The following is a 17908-nucleotide window of genomic DNA, read 5'->3' as shown; positions in this document are numbered from 1 at the left end:
ATTTTCTTATTGTTCTTCAAGTATAGAATTTCCTTTAGATAAATCTCCAGAAGTCCATTGCCACGTTTCGTGAAGCCTAATTTTTCCGCTTGCTAAAATTTCAGGTTTAGAAGTGCAGAAACCAGTCATTAATTCGCCTTTTTCATTCACTTGATGATATCTCATTTCGATATTTCCCGCTTCGTCAACCAAACCAATTAAATGGCCTTTAACGATTTTTCCTCCAGAATATTCAGAAGTTAAAATGTTTCCTTCTTGTTTATAATGAAATGAAGTTTCGTTAGACGTTTCTCCGTTTTCTGTATTACTTACAGGTTTAAAAATTTTATTATTGTAATTAATCATTTTGTTTGCAAATTAACTTTTTCGATTCAAATCGGTAATTAGTAATGGATTGTTTTCTTTTAATTTGTGGACTAATGCTTCAACCTTTTCTGGGTTTTCCTTAATGTTTTCGTATTCTTCAGAAGTTATTCCAACAATTTGTAAAAATGAAACTTCGCCGTGTGGCGTTTGTTTTTTAGGAACTTCGGGATCATTCACAAAAATTAATGCCGTAATATCGGTTTCAGTGTCCAGACGAATTGGTCCGTTTGCTGGCATGTAATGAAACTCTTCAAACCAATTTCCACTGTCAAATACATATTTGGCGATATTTTGAAGCAAAGCCACAGCCCAGCTCGGATTTTCATTGTCGGCTTCATAAGGTTTTAATCTAAAAGTAAGTTCAAATCCCCATTTGCTAAATTCTCCGCCTGCTTTTTCTTCATTATAATACAATTCAGAAAAACCGTAAGTAATAAAATGGTAATGATCTTCTTGATTTTTGCTTTCGTAATAGCTTACGCCGTCAAGCGGATGTTCTCCGCCAAGCATATAACTAATTGCTGGAGCAAAATGTTTGGGTTCCTGATTAGGATAAAGGCGTTCAAATTCTTTATCAATTTCTAACCAGCCAACAGCGTCATCTTCGGTAAATTCTTTTTTGTATTGTTCTAATTCCATTTCTAATAAAACTTATTTTTACACTAAAATAAGTCTTTTTTCTAGCTATTAGTTTCCATACATTAAAAAAAATCCGATTTGATTTCGCAAATCGGATTTTGATCTATTTATTGTTGTTGCAATTTTTTCATGAATTCATTTGAAGCCTGTTCTAAAGCCTTAAAATAGTTTCCTTTTTTAAGTTCGGGTATCGAATAGGTGCTGATTATATTTTGTGTGTCTTCAGCATTTAATTTGTATTTTATAAAATCGACGCTTAAAACCTGAATTTGCCTTAATGTTTTACTGACAACAATTAAAAGGGTTGGATCTAATCGCGGGTCTTTTGATAAAAATTTGTCAAGATCTACTGCAAATTCGTCAAAAGATTTAAATGGTTCAACAGAAGGTGTTGTTATGACTACAATTTTGTAAAGGTGTTTTTTTTCGAAAGCGTTAAGAGTAGTGTTTAACGATTGAAGTTCTGCTGGTTTTAATACTTTTTCGAAGTCGTTTACACAGTCTGTAGATTGAGAAAAAGTGCTTTTTAAACGGGAAGCAAAATCGGTGTCGGTTTTGGTTTGGGCAGATAAAACTGAAGATAACAGTATAAGCGTAAAGAATAATTTTTTCATTCTATGGCATGTTAGATTTGGTGCTGCAAAAGTAGCACATTCTTTATTGTAAACAGATGAAAAAATGATCAGTTTTGATTTTAAAATGAAAAAATATTCTTTTTTGAAAAGCAGTTTCTCAAATAAAAATCCGATCTACTTTTGGTAAATCGGATTTTGAATTTTTTTATTGAAATAAAGGTATTAAATGATCCCATTTGAGTTCTATGGCAAAATCTAAAGCTGTTTTTCCGCTATTGGTTTTTGCATTTGCATTGGCTCCGGCTTTTAAAATAAGTTCTACAGAAGTTTGATTTCCAGCAATAGCTTCACGATGCAAAAAAGTGTAGCCTAAATCGTCTTGCGCTTCTATTTCTTCTGGATTGTTTTTTAAGAATTCGATGAGACTTTCTTTCATATTGATACTCATCGGATGCTCTACCAAGTTCTCTGGCTTCTCTTTCTGATTTGTAACAACCAGAATATCATCGTAATCTCCAAACTCTAAGCCCCAAGCGTCGTCGTGGTCTTTTCTTTCGTCTTCGTCCATTTCTGAGCGCATGGCATGTATTGTAAAAGCCCCGTATGTTTTTCCTTGACTTGCAAATAACCAATCGCTGATTTGATTAATCGGAATTGCAATTTCGTCTCCATTATTGACATTGGTTAAGTCATTGGGATCATTTACTAAAATTCCGTATATCATTTCGCCATCAAAGTTTACGTCGTTAATCCACATATGTTCTACGATGGTTTCGTCGTCTATATCTTGAGTGAAAGCCAATTTTACACAAGCAACATCCAATCCTGGAACTATTCTTCTGTATTCCCAAGATAATTCTCTCCAGAAATATTTAAAGGTTTCTTGTGCTCTTTTATAAGCTTCGATCATTTTTGGATTTTCTCCGTCGGCGTAGAATATTTTTGTTTCTTCCATAAAAAAGGATATTTATAATGATTTATAAAAGTAATCTTTTTAGTACTTTGGGAGAAATGTTATTTAATTATTTTGAGGTTTTAATTTAAAAGTAAACCTTTTTTTAGACAAAGTATTGTCATTTCGACCGAAGGGAGAAATCTCCGCAAGAAACTCCGCAAAGTAAAGTTATTAGCAAAGAGTTTTACTAATCTTTGTCGAGCTACTTATGGAGATTTCTCCCTTCGGTCGAAGTGACAAAACTATACGCACAAAAAAATCCGACCTGTTTTCACAAATCGGATTATATAAAAAAATAGAAGTTAATTTCTTAAAAAGTATACCCTATTCTTAAATGGAAATAAAGCAAGAATTGTTCTTTTGTGTAATCAAAATTATCTACACTTTGTGCATTTCCAAAATTAGAATTTGCTTTAATAAATACCATTCTGTATCCTATTCCTGCACCAGCTTCGTAAGTAAAATGATCTCCAATTGCTCTTTTCATTCCCCATGTTGGTGTAATAGATAAATCTGCATTTTTAGTGATATTATCATCTAAATTAATGACAAACCAATCTGGATGGTAACTTGTTTTAAGAGAAATATAATTACCGCTATTATTTGAAATGTTTTTTCCTCTAGCGTTTCTTTTTTTCAGATTGAAATAAAATTTTGGCTCTGCTGTAATTACGGGTTGTAATATAAAACCAGCTTCATCATAATGATCTCCAACTGCAAAATCATGTTCGATACCAATTTCGCTTCTTAAAGCAATTGAATTAGCAAGTTTTAATTCGTTATTAAGCCAAATTCCGGCAAAACCTGTTTGTACCGAAAAGATTGATTTTTCTACACTAGCTTCTTGAGCCGTGGCATTAATAGTTATTCCTAAGATTATAAATAGGATTAATTTTTTCATACTAGTATTTGTTGTTTTGTAATTGGTTAGATTAATTTTGGTGCGAAAATAGTATTAAAATTTTAAAATCCTAATTTGCAAAAACTATAATAGTTTAAAGGGAAAAGGCACAAAAAAAATCCGACTTGTTTTCACAAATCGGATTTATTAAATTGAGAATTATATATAACCGTAAAACGGTATATTTTTACAAGTGAATTACTTCGCCGTAAGCATCAGCTACAGCTTCCATAACAGCCTCGCTCATTGTTGGGTGAGGGTGGATAGATTTAAGGATTTCATGACCTGTAGTTTCTAGTTTACGAGCTACAACTGCTTCAGCAATCATATCTGTAACACCAGCACCAATCATGTGGCATCCTAACCATTCTCCGTATTTAGCATCGAAGATTACTTTTACGAATCCGTCAGCATTTCCAGCAGCTTTTGCTTTTCCAGAAGCTGAGAATGGGAATTTACCAATTTTTAATTCGTAACCTTTTTCTTTTGCTTGTTTTTCTGTTAAACCTACAGAAGCGATTTCTGGAGTTGCGTAAGTACAACCAGGAACGTTTCCGTAATCGATTGGGTCTACGTGTAAACCTTTAATTTTTTCTACACAGTTAATTCCTTCAGCAGAAGCTACGTGAGCTAAAGCTTGACCTGGAGTAACGTCTCCAATTGCGTAGTATCCTGGAATGTTAGTTTCGTTGTACGCGTTTACTAAGATTTTATCTCTATCAACAGCGATTCCAACTTCTTCTAATCCGATGTTTTCAATGTTTGTTTTGATTCCAACTGCAGAAAGTACGATGTCAGCTTCTAAAACTTCTTCTCCTTTTGCCGTTTTAACAAAAGCTTTAACTCCTGCACCTGTTGTGTCAATGCGCTCAACAGAAGAGTTAGTCATTACTTTAATTCCTGATTTTTTCAAAGAACGCTCAAATTGTTTTGAGATATCTTCGTCTTCTACAGGAACTACGTTTGGCATAAATTCTACGATAGTAACATCTGTTCCCATTGAGTTGTAGAAGTGAGCGAACTCAACTCCAATTGCTCCAGAACCCACAATGATCATAGATTTTGGTTGAGTTGGCAATGTCATTGCCTGACGGTATCCAATTACTTTTACACCATCTTGAGGTAAGTTTGGTAACTCACGAGAACGAGCACCAGTTGCGATGATAATATGATCAGCGCTGTATTCTGTAACTTTATTGTCTTTATCGGTAACGTCAAGTTTTTTTCCTGGTTTTAATTTTCCAAAACCTTCGATAACGTCAATTTTGTTCTTTTTCATTAAGAATTGAACACCTTTGCTCATTCCTTCAGCTACACCACGGCTACGTTGAATAACTGCAGGGAAATCTTTATCAAATTCAGAAACTTTCAATCCGTAGTCAGAAGCGTGTTTAAGGTAATCAAAAACTTGAGCAGATTTTAAAAGCGCTTTTGTTGGGATACATCCCCAGTTAAGGCAAACTCCACCTAGATTTTCTTTTTCTACTACAGCAGTTTTAAAGCCTAATTGTGAAGCTCTAATCGCTGTTACATATCCTCCAGGACCACTTCCTAAAACAATAACGTCGTATTTCATTTTTTTTGCTTTTAGTATTAACTATCGAAAATGAAGTTTGTATTTCCGAAACTCATCTTTCGATTTTTTCTTTGTTATTTGTGTTTGCGAATTTAAGGATTTATTTTATATGAACACTTGAAATTTTATTTTTAAAGACATAGATTTTGGTCTTTTCACATAAAGCGAACTAATTGTGAATTGTAAATTGTGAATTATGAAGTGATTTTTAAGATTTAGTGATTAGTTCTTAGTAATTAGAGACAAGTGCCTTAAAAAAAAATAAAAAATAAGCCACAGATTATTGGGATTAAAATGATTTTAAAAAATCTGTGTTAATCTGTGTAATCTGTGGCTATTATAATTTTGTCTCTCTGAGCGAAGTCGAAGAGCTTTGCGCGGGCTTCGACTTCGCTCAGCCTCACAGTTATTGAATATTATGAAAAAAATAAGCCACAGATTATTAGGATTAAAATGATTTTAAAAAATCTGTGTTAATCTGTATAATCTGTGGCTATTATAATTTTGTCTCTTTGAGCGAAGTCGAAAAGCTTTGCGTGGGCTTCGACTTCGCTCAGCCTGCCAGTTATTGAATAGTATGAAAAAAATAAGCCACAGATTATTAGGATTAAAATGATTTAAAAAAATCTGTGTTAATCTGTGTAATCTGTGGCTATTATAATTTTGTCTTTCTGAGCGAAGTCGAAGAGCTTTGCGCGAGCTTCGACTTCGCTCAGCCTGACAGTAATTGAATATGCTGTAAAAAAAATAAGCTACAGATTATTAGGATTAAAATGATTTTAAAAAATCTGTGTTAATCTGTATAATCTGTGGCTTATAATTATGAATTAATAATTTGCCATTCACAGTTAAAAATTAAATCTTAACGTGTCCCCAGTTTTCTCCACTGGCAATTCTTCTAATTTGCATTTCGCTTACACCAAATTGTTTGGCAATCATTTTAAGACGTGTTTTTTGTTGAGGTCTTGCTAGGATTTTTTTAATTAACATCACTTTTGTGGTCGTTAATTTTCGTCCGTCAGCTTTAAGATTGTGTTCAATTAAGTTCTTTTTTGCCTGAATAACCCGCGGGCTTTTACGGCTGTGCGCCATCATTTCTTGTTTGGTTGCCCAACGCAGATTACTCACATCATCGTTTGCTCTGTTGTAATCTAAGTGCAAAACATAGGTTTGATCTTCAGAATCTTTTGGAATAAAGTACTGAGCCACTAGTTTGTATAAGAAGAGATATTTATTTACGATTTTATCGTCTTTTTTAACCTTAAAACGGAAAGTTGGATATCCGTCGCTTAAACCGCCTTTTAAAATGCGTCCGTTTTCAATATCGTCGGTAAAACTGATTAGTCTTCCTCTGTTCGAAATGGCGTATCTTAATTGTAATGAGGCATTTATTTCTATTTCTTTGAATTTTTCATCAGGATAAAATCTATTTTGTGGCATTGTCTTTTACATTTGATTTCTATATTCTCAAAGATAAAGAATAAACAAAAAATTTCTGCTATCTAACTGATTGTGAAAGGTCAATTTTATGATTTCTATAACGCTAATTTAACGTTTTAAAGCGTTTTTGACAGTTTTTAGTCGGATTTTAAATCACAATTTATGAATATTGCAGTTTTTTAATTTAAGAAACAAACATCAATTTATGGCTAAATAATTATTAATTTATTGATTGAGCCAATTTTTGAAAGTATGAACTTCCTTTTTACTCATGGAAATTGTGTTGAATTGGGTTTGAAGTACATCAGAATCAATCTAAACTCTATAATGTGAAAAAAGGGTTTGACTTTCAATTAAAGTCAAACCCAATTATTTTTAAACTCACATATTTTTTAGAAGGTCTTTTGATTTCCTAATATTGGATTTGAAATAATAAGCGTATCAAAAATCCAGTTTTAAGCAATTTGTTATCTTCTTTAAAAGCAAATTAATTACAAGGAGGAGTTCTAAGAACCATATGTACTGTGGTTTCTTTTGGGATGTTGTAATCAGATAATGTTCTACCGTCTTCAAGTTGTTTTCCTGCAAATATGATTCTTTGGCATTCAACTGGAATTCCTTCTTTATCGAATATTTTAGCCTTAAGATTATCAATAGTGTCTGAACTTTCAATCTCAATTGTTATAATTTTTCCAGTCAAAGTTTTTACAAAAATTTGCATTGAAAAGGCATTAAGCGAAAATGCCAAAAATAGAACGATAAAAAGTAATTTTTTTTCATAGGATTTTTTAAAAATGATTATTTATTCCTCAAACTTACTTATTTATTTGTAAGAATACAATTAAAATTATGGAGTTATGATAAATTCATTTTTTCCTAAATACAAGAAATATCCGTGTTTTTGGTGTTTAATTTTTTGTAAGATTTTGAAAATTAAGCATGTAAGTAATTTCTTAAAGCCTAATTAGCTACTGAAAATTGCGAATCGTACAGGTTTTTATAATAGCCATCTGTTTTATTTAGTAATTCGTGATGTGTGCCTTGTTCGACAATCAGACCTTTATCCATCACGACAATTTTATCAGCATTTACAATTGTTGCGAGTCGGTGCGCAATAATAATCGACGTTCTTCCTTTTGTAATTGTTTCTGTTGCACGCTGAATCATTTCTTCAGAATAGGTGTCGATAGAAGAAGTTGCTTCGTCCAAAATCAAAATACTTGGGTTGCTTACATAAGAACGTAAAAAAGCAATAAGCTGACGCTGTCCAGAAGAAAGCATAACGCCTCGCTCTTTTACATCAAAATCGTAATTATCAGGCAGATTCATAATAAAATCATGAACTCCAATTTTCTTTGCGGCATCAATTACTTTGTCTCTTGTGATTTCTGGATTGTGCAAAGTAATATTATTATAAATCGTATCGGCAAACAAAAACACATCTTGCAAAACAACAGCAATTTGTTTTCTTAAAGAAGCCAAAGTGTAGTTTTCGATATTTTCTCCATCAATGCAGATTGTTCCGCTATTGATTTCGTAAAAACGATTCAATAAATTAATAATAGTAGATTTTCCTGCTCCTGTAGAACCTACAATCGCCACGGTCTGTCCAGCAGAAACCGAAAGATCAATACCTTTTATGACTTCTTCTTCTGGAATATAGCTGAAACGAACGTCTTTGAAATCAATTCTTCCGTCAAAAACAGGCGCTTCAATGGTTCCTGTATCTTGAATGTGATCTTGCGTATCAATAATGTCAAAAACACGATTGGCAGCAATCATTCCTAATTGCATCTCGTTAAATTTATCCGCAATTTGTCTCAATGGATTAAACAGCATTCCGATAAACATCGTATACGAAAACAAATCACCAAAAGTGGTAAAATGATCTCCATTCAAAATTCTGAATCCGCCATAAACCACAACCAAACCTAAAGTAATAGACGAAATAATATCGGCAATCGGGAAGAAGATGGAATTGTACAAAATCGTTTTAATCCAAGCAACTCTATGTTTGTTGTTGATTTCTTTAAAGTTTTCTGCTTCGATTTTTTCGCGGTTAAAAAGCTGTACAATTTTCATTCCCGTCACGCGCTCTTGTACAAAAGAGTTCATATTGGCAATTTGCGTTCGAACTTCTTCAAAAGCCACTTGCATTTTACGTTGGAAAATTCGCGTAATGTAAACCAAAATAGGCATTGCAACTACAACGATCCAAGTTAGTTTCCAGTTCATATAAAACATGAAAATAAGAACCACGACCATTTTCATCAAATCGCTTATAATCATAAACAAACCTTGACTGAAAATACGGGCAATCGATTCAATATCCGAAACAGCTCGAGTAACCAGCTGTCCAACTGGAACCAAATCGAAATACTTCATTCTGAAACTCAAAATGTGTTTAAAAAGTTTAGTTCGAATATCTTTTACAATATCTTGTCCGAGCCAGTTGGCCCAATAAACAAAGTAAAATTGAGAAAAGACCTCCATCAGTAAAACGACTCCCATCAAAACGATATACATCAGTAAGCCCATTTTATCATGAGTTTTGATGTAGCCATCGACCGTTTCTTTTAGTAAATAGGGGCGAAGTGCTGCGAAGATAGACAGCGAAATGGCAAATATGATTACGCCATAATAACGCCATTTATAAGGTCGTGTATATTTTAAAATTCGTTTGAATAGTCCTGTGTCGAATGCTTTTGCTTTCATTTGTTTTTTCAAGCTTTAAGCTTTAGGCTTTAGGCAATAGGCTTAACACTTTTAATGCTTAAAGCCTATAGCTTATAGCTAATAGCTATAAATAATCGTAATAAATATTGGTTAAATATAAACCATGAGCCGGAACCGAAAATCCTGCTTTTTCTCTGCTTTTGCTGGCAATGATATTTTCAAAATCAGCTAAAGTTATTTTCTTTAAACCAATATTGATCAAAGTGCCCACAATAGCGCGAACCATATTTCTTAAAAAACGATTTGCTGAAATGGTAAAAATCAGTTTTTCGTTTTCTTGTTTCCAGTACGCCTCAAAAATCGTGCAATCAAATGTGTTTACATCAGTGTTAACTTTTGAAAAACATTGAAAATCGGTATGCTTCAGTAGTAACTGCGCTGCTTCATTCATCAAAGTTACATCCAATTTTTGTGTAACATACCAGCTCAATTCCTGTAAAAACGGATTTTTTACTGTATTGATATGATATTCGTAAGTTCGTTTTGTAGCATCAAATCTACAATGCGCATCATCGTGAACCAGAATAATATTAAAAATCGCAATATCTTTTGGTAAATAAGAATTCAGTTTATGAATTAAAACTGTAATGTCTAAGTTTTTTTCTGTGTCAAAATGACCGTACATTTCGCTTGCGTGAACGCCAGTATCTGTTCTTCCAGCCCCCATAATGCTGATACTTTCATTTAATAAAACCGAAAAAGCTTTATTTAAAGTTTCTTGAACTGAAGAAGCGTTTGGCTGTATTTGCCAGCCATGATAATGTGTTCCGTTATAAGCGAATTGAATAAAATATCTCACTGTTGAGGTTCAAAGGTTCAGAGTTGCAAAGGTATGAAAAAGATACTAAGGTTCTGAGATGCTAAGATTCTAAGTTTTTTCTATAGGGATATTATGATGTTTTTGATATTTGTTATTTGCTAATCAAGTTTTAGACGCACAGCAGTGCGTCTCTACAATTTAAAATGCTAGGAAAAACTTAGTATCTTAGCACCTCAGAATCTTAGCCTCTTAAAAAAATGACCAAAATCCTCCTTCTCTCAGACACCCACAGTCATATCGATGATACTATTTTAAAATATGTTGCTCAGGCAGACGAAGTTTGGCATGCGGGAGATATTGGAGATTTGGTAGTTACAGATGCGATTAAAAAACTAAAGCCATTAAGAGCGGTTTATGGAAATATTGACGATGCAAAAGCGAGATTAGAATTTCCGCTTAATAATCGTTTTTCATGTGAAAATGTTTCGGTTTGGATTACTCATATTGGTGGTTATCCCGGAAAATATAATCAGAATGTTAGAGAAGAATTAGCTTTGAATCCGCCTAAATTATTTATCTGTGGGCATTCGCATATTTTGAAGGTCATGTTTGATAAAAAGAATAATTTATTGCACATGAATCCAGGCGCGGCAGGAAAAAGTGGTTTTCATAAAGTGAGAACCATGTTGCGTTTTGTAATCGATGATGATAAAATCAAAGACTTGGAAATTATCGAAATAGGAGAGAAGTAATTAATGCGGCAGCGGAATCTGAATCTTTATTTTGGTTCCCTGATTTTCTTTGGAAGTTATCGATAAAGTTCCTTTGTATTTTTTGATTCTAGCTCTAATTCTACTTAAACCGAAGCCTTCAGCATCTTTTAATTTTTGTGTTTTAAAACCAATTCCATCATCGTGAATGTGGAGGATAAGTTGGTTTTCTTTTTCTGCTAAAGAAAGTTTTGCTTTTTGAGCATTGCTATGCTTGGTAATATTGCTGAACAGTTCACTGACTATGAAATAGATTTTCATCTCAAATTTTTCAACATATCTTCTACTGGTCGGAATAGTGCTTGAAAATTCAAATTCAATTGCAGAGTTTGAGTTTTTCTCGCATAGATCTTCCAAAGCATAAATTAATCCAAAACGCACCAAAAGAGACGGAACAAGATCATGAGACATATCGCGTAAAAGTTCATGCACTTCTGATAGAATAGTTTTTGCTTTACGTATTTCTTCCGATTTTACATCGTTCTGAGCTGTAAATGTATTTAGATGTAATCCTGCAGAAGACAATAGCGAATTGATATTGTCATGGAGAAAAGAAGCAATTTTTTTACGCTCTACTTCTTGAGAATCGATTCCAGAATTAATAATATTGAGAAGGATTTTCTGTTTGGTGTCTTTTCTTTTTATTTTCTGTTTTAGCTTGTTGTTTTGGTATAAAAAGTAAAACAAAAGAAAAATGATGACAGTAAGTATAATGGTTAAACTGACGATTTTTTTATTTCGAAGCTGTTCTGATTTACTAAGATGATTAACGGTCGTTTGGTTGTTTGCCGTTTGTGAAACTTTTGTTGCATCCTTTGATTGTGCGATACTATTTCCTTCAAAAGAAAAAAGTAAAAGAAGAAATACGATGAATTTGAAACGAAACATAAAAGCAATCTTTTAAGGATTAATCAAATTGTTTTTAAGAGCATATTTTACCAGACCTATTGTGCTTTTTATATTAAGCTTTTTCATGATGTTTTTTCGATGCGTTTCGACAGTATGGGAGCTGATAAAAAGCTTTTTGCTAATTTCTTTACCGCTGTATTCTAAGGCAATTAAAATAATGATTTCAATCTCACGCGGACTTAAAATTGGGTTTTCTATAACCGCGTTTTGATTTAATTTAGGATTGTCTCTAAAAGTATTAAAAATTTTTTCTCTAATGCTATCGCTAAAATATTCCTGACCTTGATAAACGGCTTCAACAGCTTCAATGATATTTTCTCCGGCGCAATTTTTTAACAGATAGCCTTTTGCACCTAATTTCATAACCTCTTTAATGATTTTCAGATCATCATAACTGGATAAAATAATAGCTTTGCAAGGCATTTCTTTTTCATTAAACTCTTTCAGTACCTCTATGCCGTCTTTCTTTGGCATACTGATATCTAGAATTAAAACGTCGGCTTTGTCCTTCATGACATCATCATAAACAGTAGTCCCGTCTAAAGAAGTTCCGACCACTTCAAAATTTGAAACAGTTTGGAGCAGGTTTGAAAGACCATCAATTAATACCTGATGATCATCTGCAAGATGGATCCTTATTTTTGGTGTCATGATTGTATTTGAATTCGAAAATGCAAATTTATCATGTATACACATATTTATAATGCTCTTTAGGTCTGATTTATGATAAAATAAGGCATAAAAAAAACCCGAATAAAAATTCGGGTTCTTCTTCGCACAAATAAACTAAGTTTATAGGTTTACCTCAAACGATCAACAGATTTTACAAGATCTTCGTCCTTTTTGATGGCCTTATTAGCTAAAACTAATAACACGATAGCAACAATCGGCATGAACATCCCAATACCTTTCTCAGAGACCTCAGTCCCTCCAGATAGATTTAGTGATCGATATACAAATAATCCTAATAAAATTAAATTTAATATTATATTCAATCTGTTTAGCACAAACTGATTTTGTCTCTTTTTGAATGAAATGATACTGATAATACTAAGCATAGTCGTTAAGCCTAATAAAACAGTATAAAGCTGATCCTGCATAAAAAAGAATGGCTTTCCTGCACTAGTTGTCCAAAGCGGAACAAAAAGCATTAAAATGCCAGTTGCAGCAAAAGCTAGAAATAAATATACAGTCTGAATTCTTTGTATCATGGTCTAAAAATGTTTTACAAAAATATATTTTCTTTTTTTAAAATACTATTGTATGATAAAATTTTATTCGTATTATTGCATCATAATACCGTAAGCACTTCATACTGCGGTCAATTCAAATTAATTATCTACCTATTCTTTTTACAGTATTCCTTAAAATAATTAAATTCATAGAACATTCATGTTTGATATTTCTGCATTAAAAGAAATGAAGCTTTCTGAGCTTCAAGAAATAGCTAAGTTAGCTAAAACAATAAAGATTACTGGTGTCAAAAAAGAGACTTTAATTAGTCAGATTTTAGCACACCAAGAGAGCTCTAATGCGCCAGCTCAAGCTTCTCAAACAGAAGTAGCTTCTGATGCCAAAGAAGATAAACCAAAGCGTGCCAGAATTGCTCCAGCAAAAACAAAAGCAGCAAATACCAAAAATACACCCGTTTTAGAATTTGATAAAGTAGAGGAAACTGTTCAAAAAAACGATGCTGCGGATACAATCGAGCCAATTGCAGAAACGGCGACAGTAGAAGCACAGGATAAGAAAGAACCAGTAGCAAAAAAAGAGCCTAAAGTTGTAAAATTCAGCAAGTCGGCATACGAGAAAAAAGTAGCTCTTAAAAAAGAGAAAGAGGCTGTAAATGAAGTTCCTGCAGAGGAAAATGTAGAAGCAGCCCCATCTGAGCCAACTACTTCTGAGCCAACAGCCGAAACAGCTGAAAAAACTCCTCAAACTGCTCCTGTTAAAAAGATCAATCCGAATCAGAATAAAAACCAGAACCAAAATCAAAACCCGAATCAGAATCAAAATCAGAGCGGGAATGGCAATGGAAACGGAAATCACAATAATCAAAATCCTAATCATAAAAATAAAAAGAACAATAATAATTTCAGAGATTCAGATTTTGAATTTGACGGAATTATTGAAAGTGAAGGTGTTCTGGAAATGATGCCTGACGGTTACGGATTTTTACGTTCATCAGATTATAATTATTTAGCTTCTCCAGATGATATTTATTTATCAACTTCACAAATCAGATTATTTGGTTTAAAAACCGGAGATACTGTAAAAGGTGTGGTTCGCCCGCCAAAAGAAGGTGAGAAGTTTTTCCCTTTGGTTCGTGTATTAAAAATTAACGGACACGATCCGCAAGTTGTTCGCGATAGAGTTTCTTTCGAACACTTGACACCAGTTTTCCCTTCAGAAAAATTCAAACTAGCCGAAAAAGGTAGTTCTATTTCAACCAGAATTATAGATTTGTTTTCACCAATAGGTAAAGGTCAGCGTGGTATGATCGTTGCACAGCCTAAAACAGGTAAAACAATGCTTCTTAAAGATATTGCAAATGCAATTGCAGCAAACCATCCTGAAGTTTACTTAATTGTTCTTCTGATTGACGAACGTCCTGAGGAGGTTACCGATATGCAAAGAAGTGTACGTGGAGAAGTTATTGCTTCAACTTTTGATAGAGAGCCACAAGAACACGTAAAAATCGCTAACATTGTATTGGAAAAAGCAAAACGTTTAGTAGAATGCGGTCACGATGTTGTGATTTTATTAGATTCTATCACTCGTTTAGCAAGAGCTTACAACACAGTTCAGCCAGCATCTGGAAAAGTATTAAGTGGAGGTGTTGATGCCAATGCATTGCAAAAACCAAAACGTTTCTTTGGAGCTGCAAGAAATGTAGAAAACGGTGGTTCTTTAAGTATTATCGCAACTGCATTAACAGAAACGGGTTCTAAAATGGACGAAGTTATCTTCGAAGAATTTAAAGGAACAGGTAACATGGAGCTTCAATTAGACCGTAAAATTGCGAATAAACGTATTTTCCCTGCAATCGATCTTACATCGTCAAGTACACGTCGCGATGACTTATTATTAGACGAAAAAACATTACAAAGAATGTGGATTATGCGTAAGTACCTATCAGACATGAATCCAGTAGAATCTATGGACTTCGTAAATGATCGTTTCAAGAAAACAAAAAACAACGAAGAGTTTTTGATTTCGATGAATGACTAGTTAAAGTTGCTAAGGCTCTGAGATGCTAAGATTCTAAGTTTTTTAGCTTTGAGAAAAGTAAATCAAAAAATATATAAAACAAAAAAAGGATGAGTTTTACTCATCCTTTTTTTTATGACCGTTTCTAAAATAAAACTTAGAATCTTAGCATCTCAGAACCTTAGTATCTTAAAAAATTACTTTTTATCAACTACCGGTCTATTCTCTCTATTAGCTAAATTCCAAGCTACGACAAAAGCCAGTTTTGTTCTTTTAGTTAAAGCGTCGTATTCAATTTTTTGAGGTTCGTCGCCTTTTCCGTGGTAATCTTCGTGAACTCCGTTGAAGAAGAAAACAGCTGGAATACCATGTTTTGCAAAGTTATAGTGGTCAGAACGCTCATAGAAATGGTTTGGATCTTTTGGATCATTAAATTTAAAATCTAAGTCCATTTTGATATATTTTTCGTTTTGAGTTACAACCGCATTGTGTAAATCAGAAGATAATCTGTCAGCACCAATTACATAAACGTAGTTGTTTGTATTTGAATGCTCCACATCGCGGCGTCCGATCATGTCGATGTTGATGTCTGCGATTGTATTGGCAATAGGAAATAATGGATTTTCAGAATAATAACGAGATCCGTGTAAGCCATGCTCTTCACCAGTTACATGAAGAAACAAAATAGAACGTTTTGGACCGTGACCTTGTTTTTTAGCTTTAGCAAAAGCTTTAGCCATTTCGATTACCGCTACAGTTCCAGAACCATCATCATCTGCACCGTTGTACACTTCTCCATCTTTGATACCCACGTGATCGTAATGTGCAGAAATTACCAAAACTTCATTTGGTTTTTCTGTACCTTCAATGTAAGCCCAGATGTTTTCTGAATCAGGAAGGTTTTGATTGCGTTTTGCATTCATAAATGCTGCAGGAACTGGTTGATAGAAGTCCGATGCTCCTTTTGGAAAAGAAATTCCGCTTTTTTTGTATTGCTCGATCATGTAAAGACCTGCTTTTTTCTGTCCTTTAGAACCCGTTTCACGGCCTTCCATTTCGTCAGAAGCAATAGTGTAAAGCATTTTTTTAAGATCTTTTTCACTGATAGCTTTAACATATTTTGACGGATCCGAATTGTCTTTGGCTGTTGTTGACTGCGCAGTTTTACAAGAATACGCAGTAACAACTAATAATAAAATGAGTATTTTTTTCATTCTAGTTAGTTAGTGTAAATTAATAAATGTGTAAAGAACGTATAAAGTCAGTAAAAATAGGATAAAAAGAGAATTTATTATAAACAATAAAAAGCTTTTTATAAAAGAGACTATTCTTGATTCGCCATAAGAACGGTGGTGTGCAGGATAAAAATAATAGCACATCCAGATGGTTCCTGCAAATGTTGTAATTGAGGATATAAAAGACAGCGGACTATCTTCTCCAAAAAGACCAATAACCCTTTCTATGATAAACATGATGAGGAAAATCAGTAATAGAAAAGAGAAATAGTGTAGTGTGAAAATTCCGTGATCAAAATAATACCATCTTTTTTTGTTGTGAAAAAGCCACAAGAAAAAAGCAAAAAACGGCATGATGATAAACAGAATTTTAGGCAGGTTATGAAAGAACGATTCGACGAATTTTTCATAAATCTCTTTTTTGGTATATTTTTCCGTAACGTGTATTGCTTTTTCTGAAAACCAATACGAAGAAGCATTCAGTTTCTCATTTGGTTTTCCATATTTTTGAATCGAATCAAGTTCTTTCATCGTTTTAAAATGAAAGTATCTTTTGTCGTCCTTTCTGCTTATATTTAGGCTGTCAGTAGCTTTAGAGAGTTCTTTGTTAAGTGCTTCTTCACTTTTATCAATTTTTTCACCTACATTGTTTGGAAACATTGCAATTAATAAAAATGTAATAAAACTTATAAAAATGTAAAGTCGAACTGGCGCAAGATAAGACAAACGTTTTCCCGAAAGGTATTCTTTAGTAAGCGTGGATGGTTTAAAAAGAAGATTTTTTATTGTTTTCCAAAAAGCATTTTCATAATGGGTTAAATCTTCAAAAAAGTGAATAAATAAATGATGAAAAGTCTTTCGGCTATCACTATTTTCTTGTCCACAGTTGGGGCAGTATTTCTGCTCCACAACATGTCTGCAATTTAGACAAGTTTTGTCTTCTCTAATTTTGTTATGTGACATTGGTTTATTTTAATTGATTTGTTCTGGTAGTTTTTAGGTATTTGTTTTTTGAAATTATTTTTTCAGGACTTCGTTTAAGAAAAGCTGTAAATGGTCAAAAGATCTTTTTGCAGCCACAGCATTATACGCCGCACCTTTAGAATTGTCACTTCCTGCTTCAGGATTAGTAAAAGAGTGGACGGCATTTGCATAATAAATCATTTCCCAGTCTGCTTTGCCATCACGCATTTCCTGTTGGAAAGCAGCGATTTCGTCTTTTGAAACAAACGGATCATCGGCTCCATGACAAATAAGAACTTTGGTAGCAATAGGTTCATTTTTTCTGCTGGCATCTTTTCCTAAACCACCGTGAAAGGAAGCAATACCTTTTACATTCAAATGTCCGCGGGCCGCTTCAAGAACACCGCTTCCACCAAAGCAATACCCAATGGCAACAATATTATCGGCATTTGCGCCAGATTTTACTAATTCTTTCAAAGCGGCATCAATGCGTTTTTGATACGCTTCAAAATTTGTTTTATAAAAACCAGCCTGTTTTCCTGCTTCGTCAGTATTTTTAGGATAATTTCCTTCGCCATAAATGTCAGCGATAAAAACATGATAGCCCAATTTAGATAATTCTTCTGCGATTCCTTTAGAAGCATTATCAATCCCAAGCCATGCCGGTAGAAGTAAGATTCCAGGATTGTTACTGCTTTTTTTAGCAGATTTTATAAATAAGCCATTAAGTTGCTGGCTTCCTTCTGTATATTTTACTGGTTTTAATTGCGCATTCATAAGATTTGAGAATAAGATTGCACTGAATAAAATGATTATGGAGTTTTTCATAATTTCTTCAATTTTTAACAAATATCAGAAATATTATGTTACAAA

At 33.4% G+C, this 17908-nt stretch carries 18 protein-coding genes; 2 read left to right on the top strand and 16 right to left on the bottom strand.

The genetic code is table 11. The annotated features are described in order from the left end of the window. Positions 1-6: 6 nt before the first annotated feature. From AC3Y25_RS09005 to truA, 10 genes are all read right to left on the bottom strand, one after another. Positions 7-345: an avidin-fold protein gene (locus AC3Y25_RS09005; protein WP_489902508.1), complete on the bottom strand. Its 339-nt coding sequence runs from the start codon at positions 343-345 to the stop codon at positions 7-9. Between the two features lie 12 nt (positions 346-357). Continuing rightward, positions 358-1005 carry a suppressor of fused domain protein gene (locus AC3Y25_RS09000; protein WP_489902507.1) on the bottom strand — a complete coding sequence of 216 codons (648 nt, stop codon included), beginning with the start codon at positions 1003-1005 and terminating at the stop codon, positions 358-360. A 107-nt stretch (positions 1006-1112) separates the two neighbouring features. Beyond that, complete coding sequence (locus tag AC3Y25_RS08995) at positions 1113-1619, bottom strand: TPM domain-containing protein (protein WP_250836821.1); 507 nt, start codon at positions 1617-1619, stop codon at positions 1113-1115. Between the two features lie 166 nt (positions 1620-1785). Further along, positions 1786-2535 carry a YegJ family protein gene (locus AC3Y25_RS08990; RefSeq protein WP_489902506.1) on the bottom strand — a complete coding sequence of 250 codons (750 nt, stop codon included), beginning with the start codon at positions 2533-2535 and terminating at the stop codon, positions 1786-1788. Positions 2536-2845: 310 nt separating this feature from the next. Continuing rightward, complete coding sequence (locus AC3Y25_RS08985) at positions 2846-3436, bottom strand: hypothetical protein (protein WP_489902505.1); 591 nt, start codon at positions 3434-3436, stop codon at positions 2846-2848. A 187-nt stretch (positions 3437-3623) separates the two neighbouring features. After that, complete coding sequence (gene lpdA, locus AC3Y25_RS08980) at positions 3624-5012, bottom strand: dihydrolipoyl dehydrogenase (protein WP_073416603.1); 1389 nt, start codon at positions 5010-5012, stop codon at positions 3624-3626. An 855-nt stretch (positions 5013-5867) separates the two neighbouring features. Further along, positions 5868-6452 carry an NUMOD4 domain-containing protein gene (locus tag AC3Y25_RS08975; RefSeq protein ID WP_489902504.1) on the bottom strand — a complete coding sequence of 195 codons (585 nt, stop codon included), beginning with the start codon at positions 6450-6452 and terminating at the stop codon, positions 5868-5870. Between the two features lie 487 nt (positions 6453-6939). Further along, positions 6940-7173 carry a ubiquitin-like protein gene (locus tag AC3Y25_RS08970; RefSeq protein ID WP_489902503.1) on the bottom strand — a complete coding sequence of 78 codons (234 nt, stop codon included), beginning with the start codon at positions 7171-7173 and terminating at the stop codon, positions 6940-6942. 239 nt (positions 7174-7412) lie between these two features. After that, positions 7413-9167 carry an ABC transporter ATP-binding protein gene (locus AC3Y25_RS08965; RefSeq protein WP_250836816.1) on the bottom strand — a complete coding sequence of 585 codons (1755 nt, stop codon included), beginning with the start codon at positions 9165-9167 and terminating at the stop codon, positions 7413-7415. 85 nt (positions 9168-9252) lie between these two features. Beyond that, complete coding sequence (gene truA, locus AC3Y25_RS08960) at positions 9253-9987, bottom strand: tRNA pseudouridine(38-40) synthase TruA (protein WP_489902502.1); 735 nt, start codon at positions 9985-9987, stop codon at positions 9253-9255. Between the two features lie 218 nt (positions 9988-10205). On the opposite strand from truA, the gene AC3Y25_RS08955 reads away from it, so the two are divergent. Then, entirely contained in the window at positions 10206-10700 is a 495-nt protein-coding gene (locus tag AC3Y25_RS08955) for a metallophosphoesterase family protein (RefSeq protein ID WP_095928829.1), read from the top strand. On the opposite strand, the gene AC3Y25_RS08950 is transcribed toward AC3Y25_RS08955, so the two are convergent. The 3 genes from AC3Y25_RS08950 to AC3Y25_RS08940 all read right to left on the bottom strand — a co-directional run bounded on the left by AC3Y25_RS08950 (position 10701) and on the right by AC3Y25_RS08940 (position 12838). Continuing rightward, the gene (locus tag AC3Y25_RS08950; protein ID WP_489902501.1) at positions 10701-11606 is read right to left on the bottom strand and encodes a sensor histidine kinase; all 906 of its coding nucleotides are present in this window, start codon (positions 11604-11606) and stop codon (positions 10701-10703) included. 12 nt (positions 11607-11618) lie between these two features. Beyond that, positions 11619-12278 carry a response regulator gene (locus AC3Y25_RS08945; RefSeq protein WP_427874660.1) on the bottom strand — a complete coding sequence of 220 codons (660 nt, stop codon included), beginning with the start codon at positions 12276-12278 and terminating at the stop codon, positions 11619-11621. A 149-nt stretch (positions 12279-12427) separates the two neighbouring features. Continuing rightward, on the bottom strand, positions 12428-12838 hold the full coding sequence (locus AC3Y25_RS08940) for a DUF4293 domain-containing protein (protein WP_008468670.1): 411 nt from the start codon (positions 12836-12838) through the stop codon (positions 12428-12430). A 181-nt stretch (positions 12839-13019) separates the two neighbouring features. Here AC3Y25_RS08940 and rho point away from each other — a divergent pair, with 181 nt between their 5' ends. Then, positions 13020-14858 carry a transcription termination factor Rho gene (rho, locus tag AC3Y25_RS08935; protein ID WP_489902500.1) on the top strand — a complete coding sequence of 613 codons (1839 nt, stop codon included), beginning with the start codon at positions 13020-13022 and terminating at the stop codon, positions 14856-14858. Between the two features lie 176 nt (positions 14859-15034). Here rho and AC3Y25_RS08930 read toward each other — a convergent pair whose 3' ends face one another. From AC3Y25_RS08930 to AC3Y25_RS08920, 3 genes are read right to left on the bottom strand one after another with little or no spacing between them, the layout of a single operon-like run. Beyond that, complete coding sequence (locus AC3Y25_RS08930) at positions 15035-16051, bottom strand: M28 family peptidase (RefSeq protein ID WP_489902499.1); 1017 nt, start codon at positions 16049-16051, stop codon at positions 15035-15037. 9 nt (positions 16052-16060) lie between these two features. Continuing rightward, complete coding sequence (locus AC3Y25_RS08925; protein WP_489902498.1) at positions 16061-17035, bottom strand: DUF3667 domain-containing protein; 975 nt, start codon at positions 17033-17035, stop codon at positions 16061-16063. A gap of 54 nt (positions 17036-17089) precedes the next feature. Further along, on the bottom strand, positions 17090-17863 hold the full coding sequence (locus AC3Y25_RS08920) for a dienelactone hydrolase family protein (protein ID WP_489902497.1): 774 nt from the start codon (positions 17861-17863) through the stop codon (positions 17090-17092). Positions 17864-17908: the final 45 nt, after the last annotated feature.

Source organism: Flavobacterium sp. LK-23, from assembly GCF_058135255.1.
Note: the sequence above shows the minus strand (reverse complement) of the source record. Positions and strands in the feature narration are given on the sequence as shown.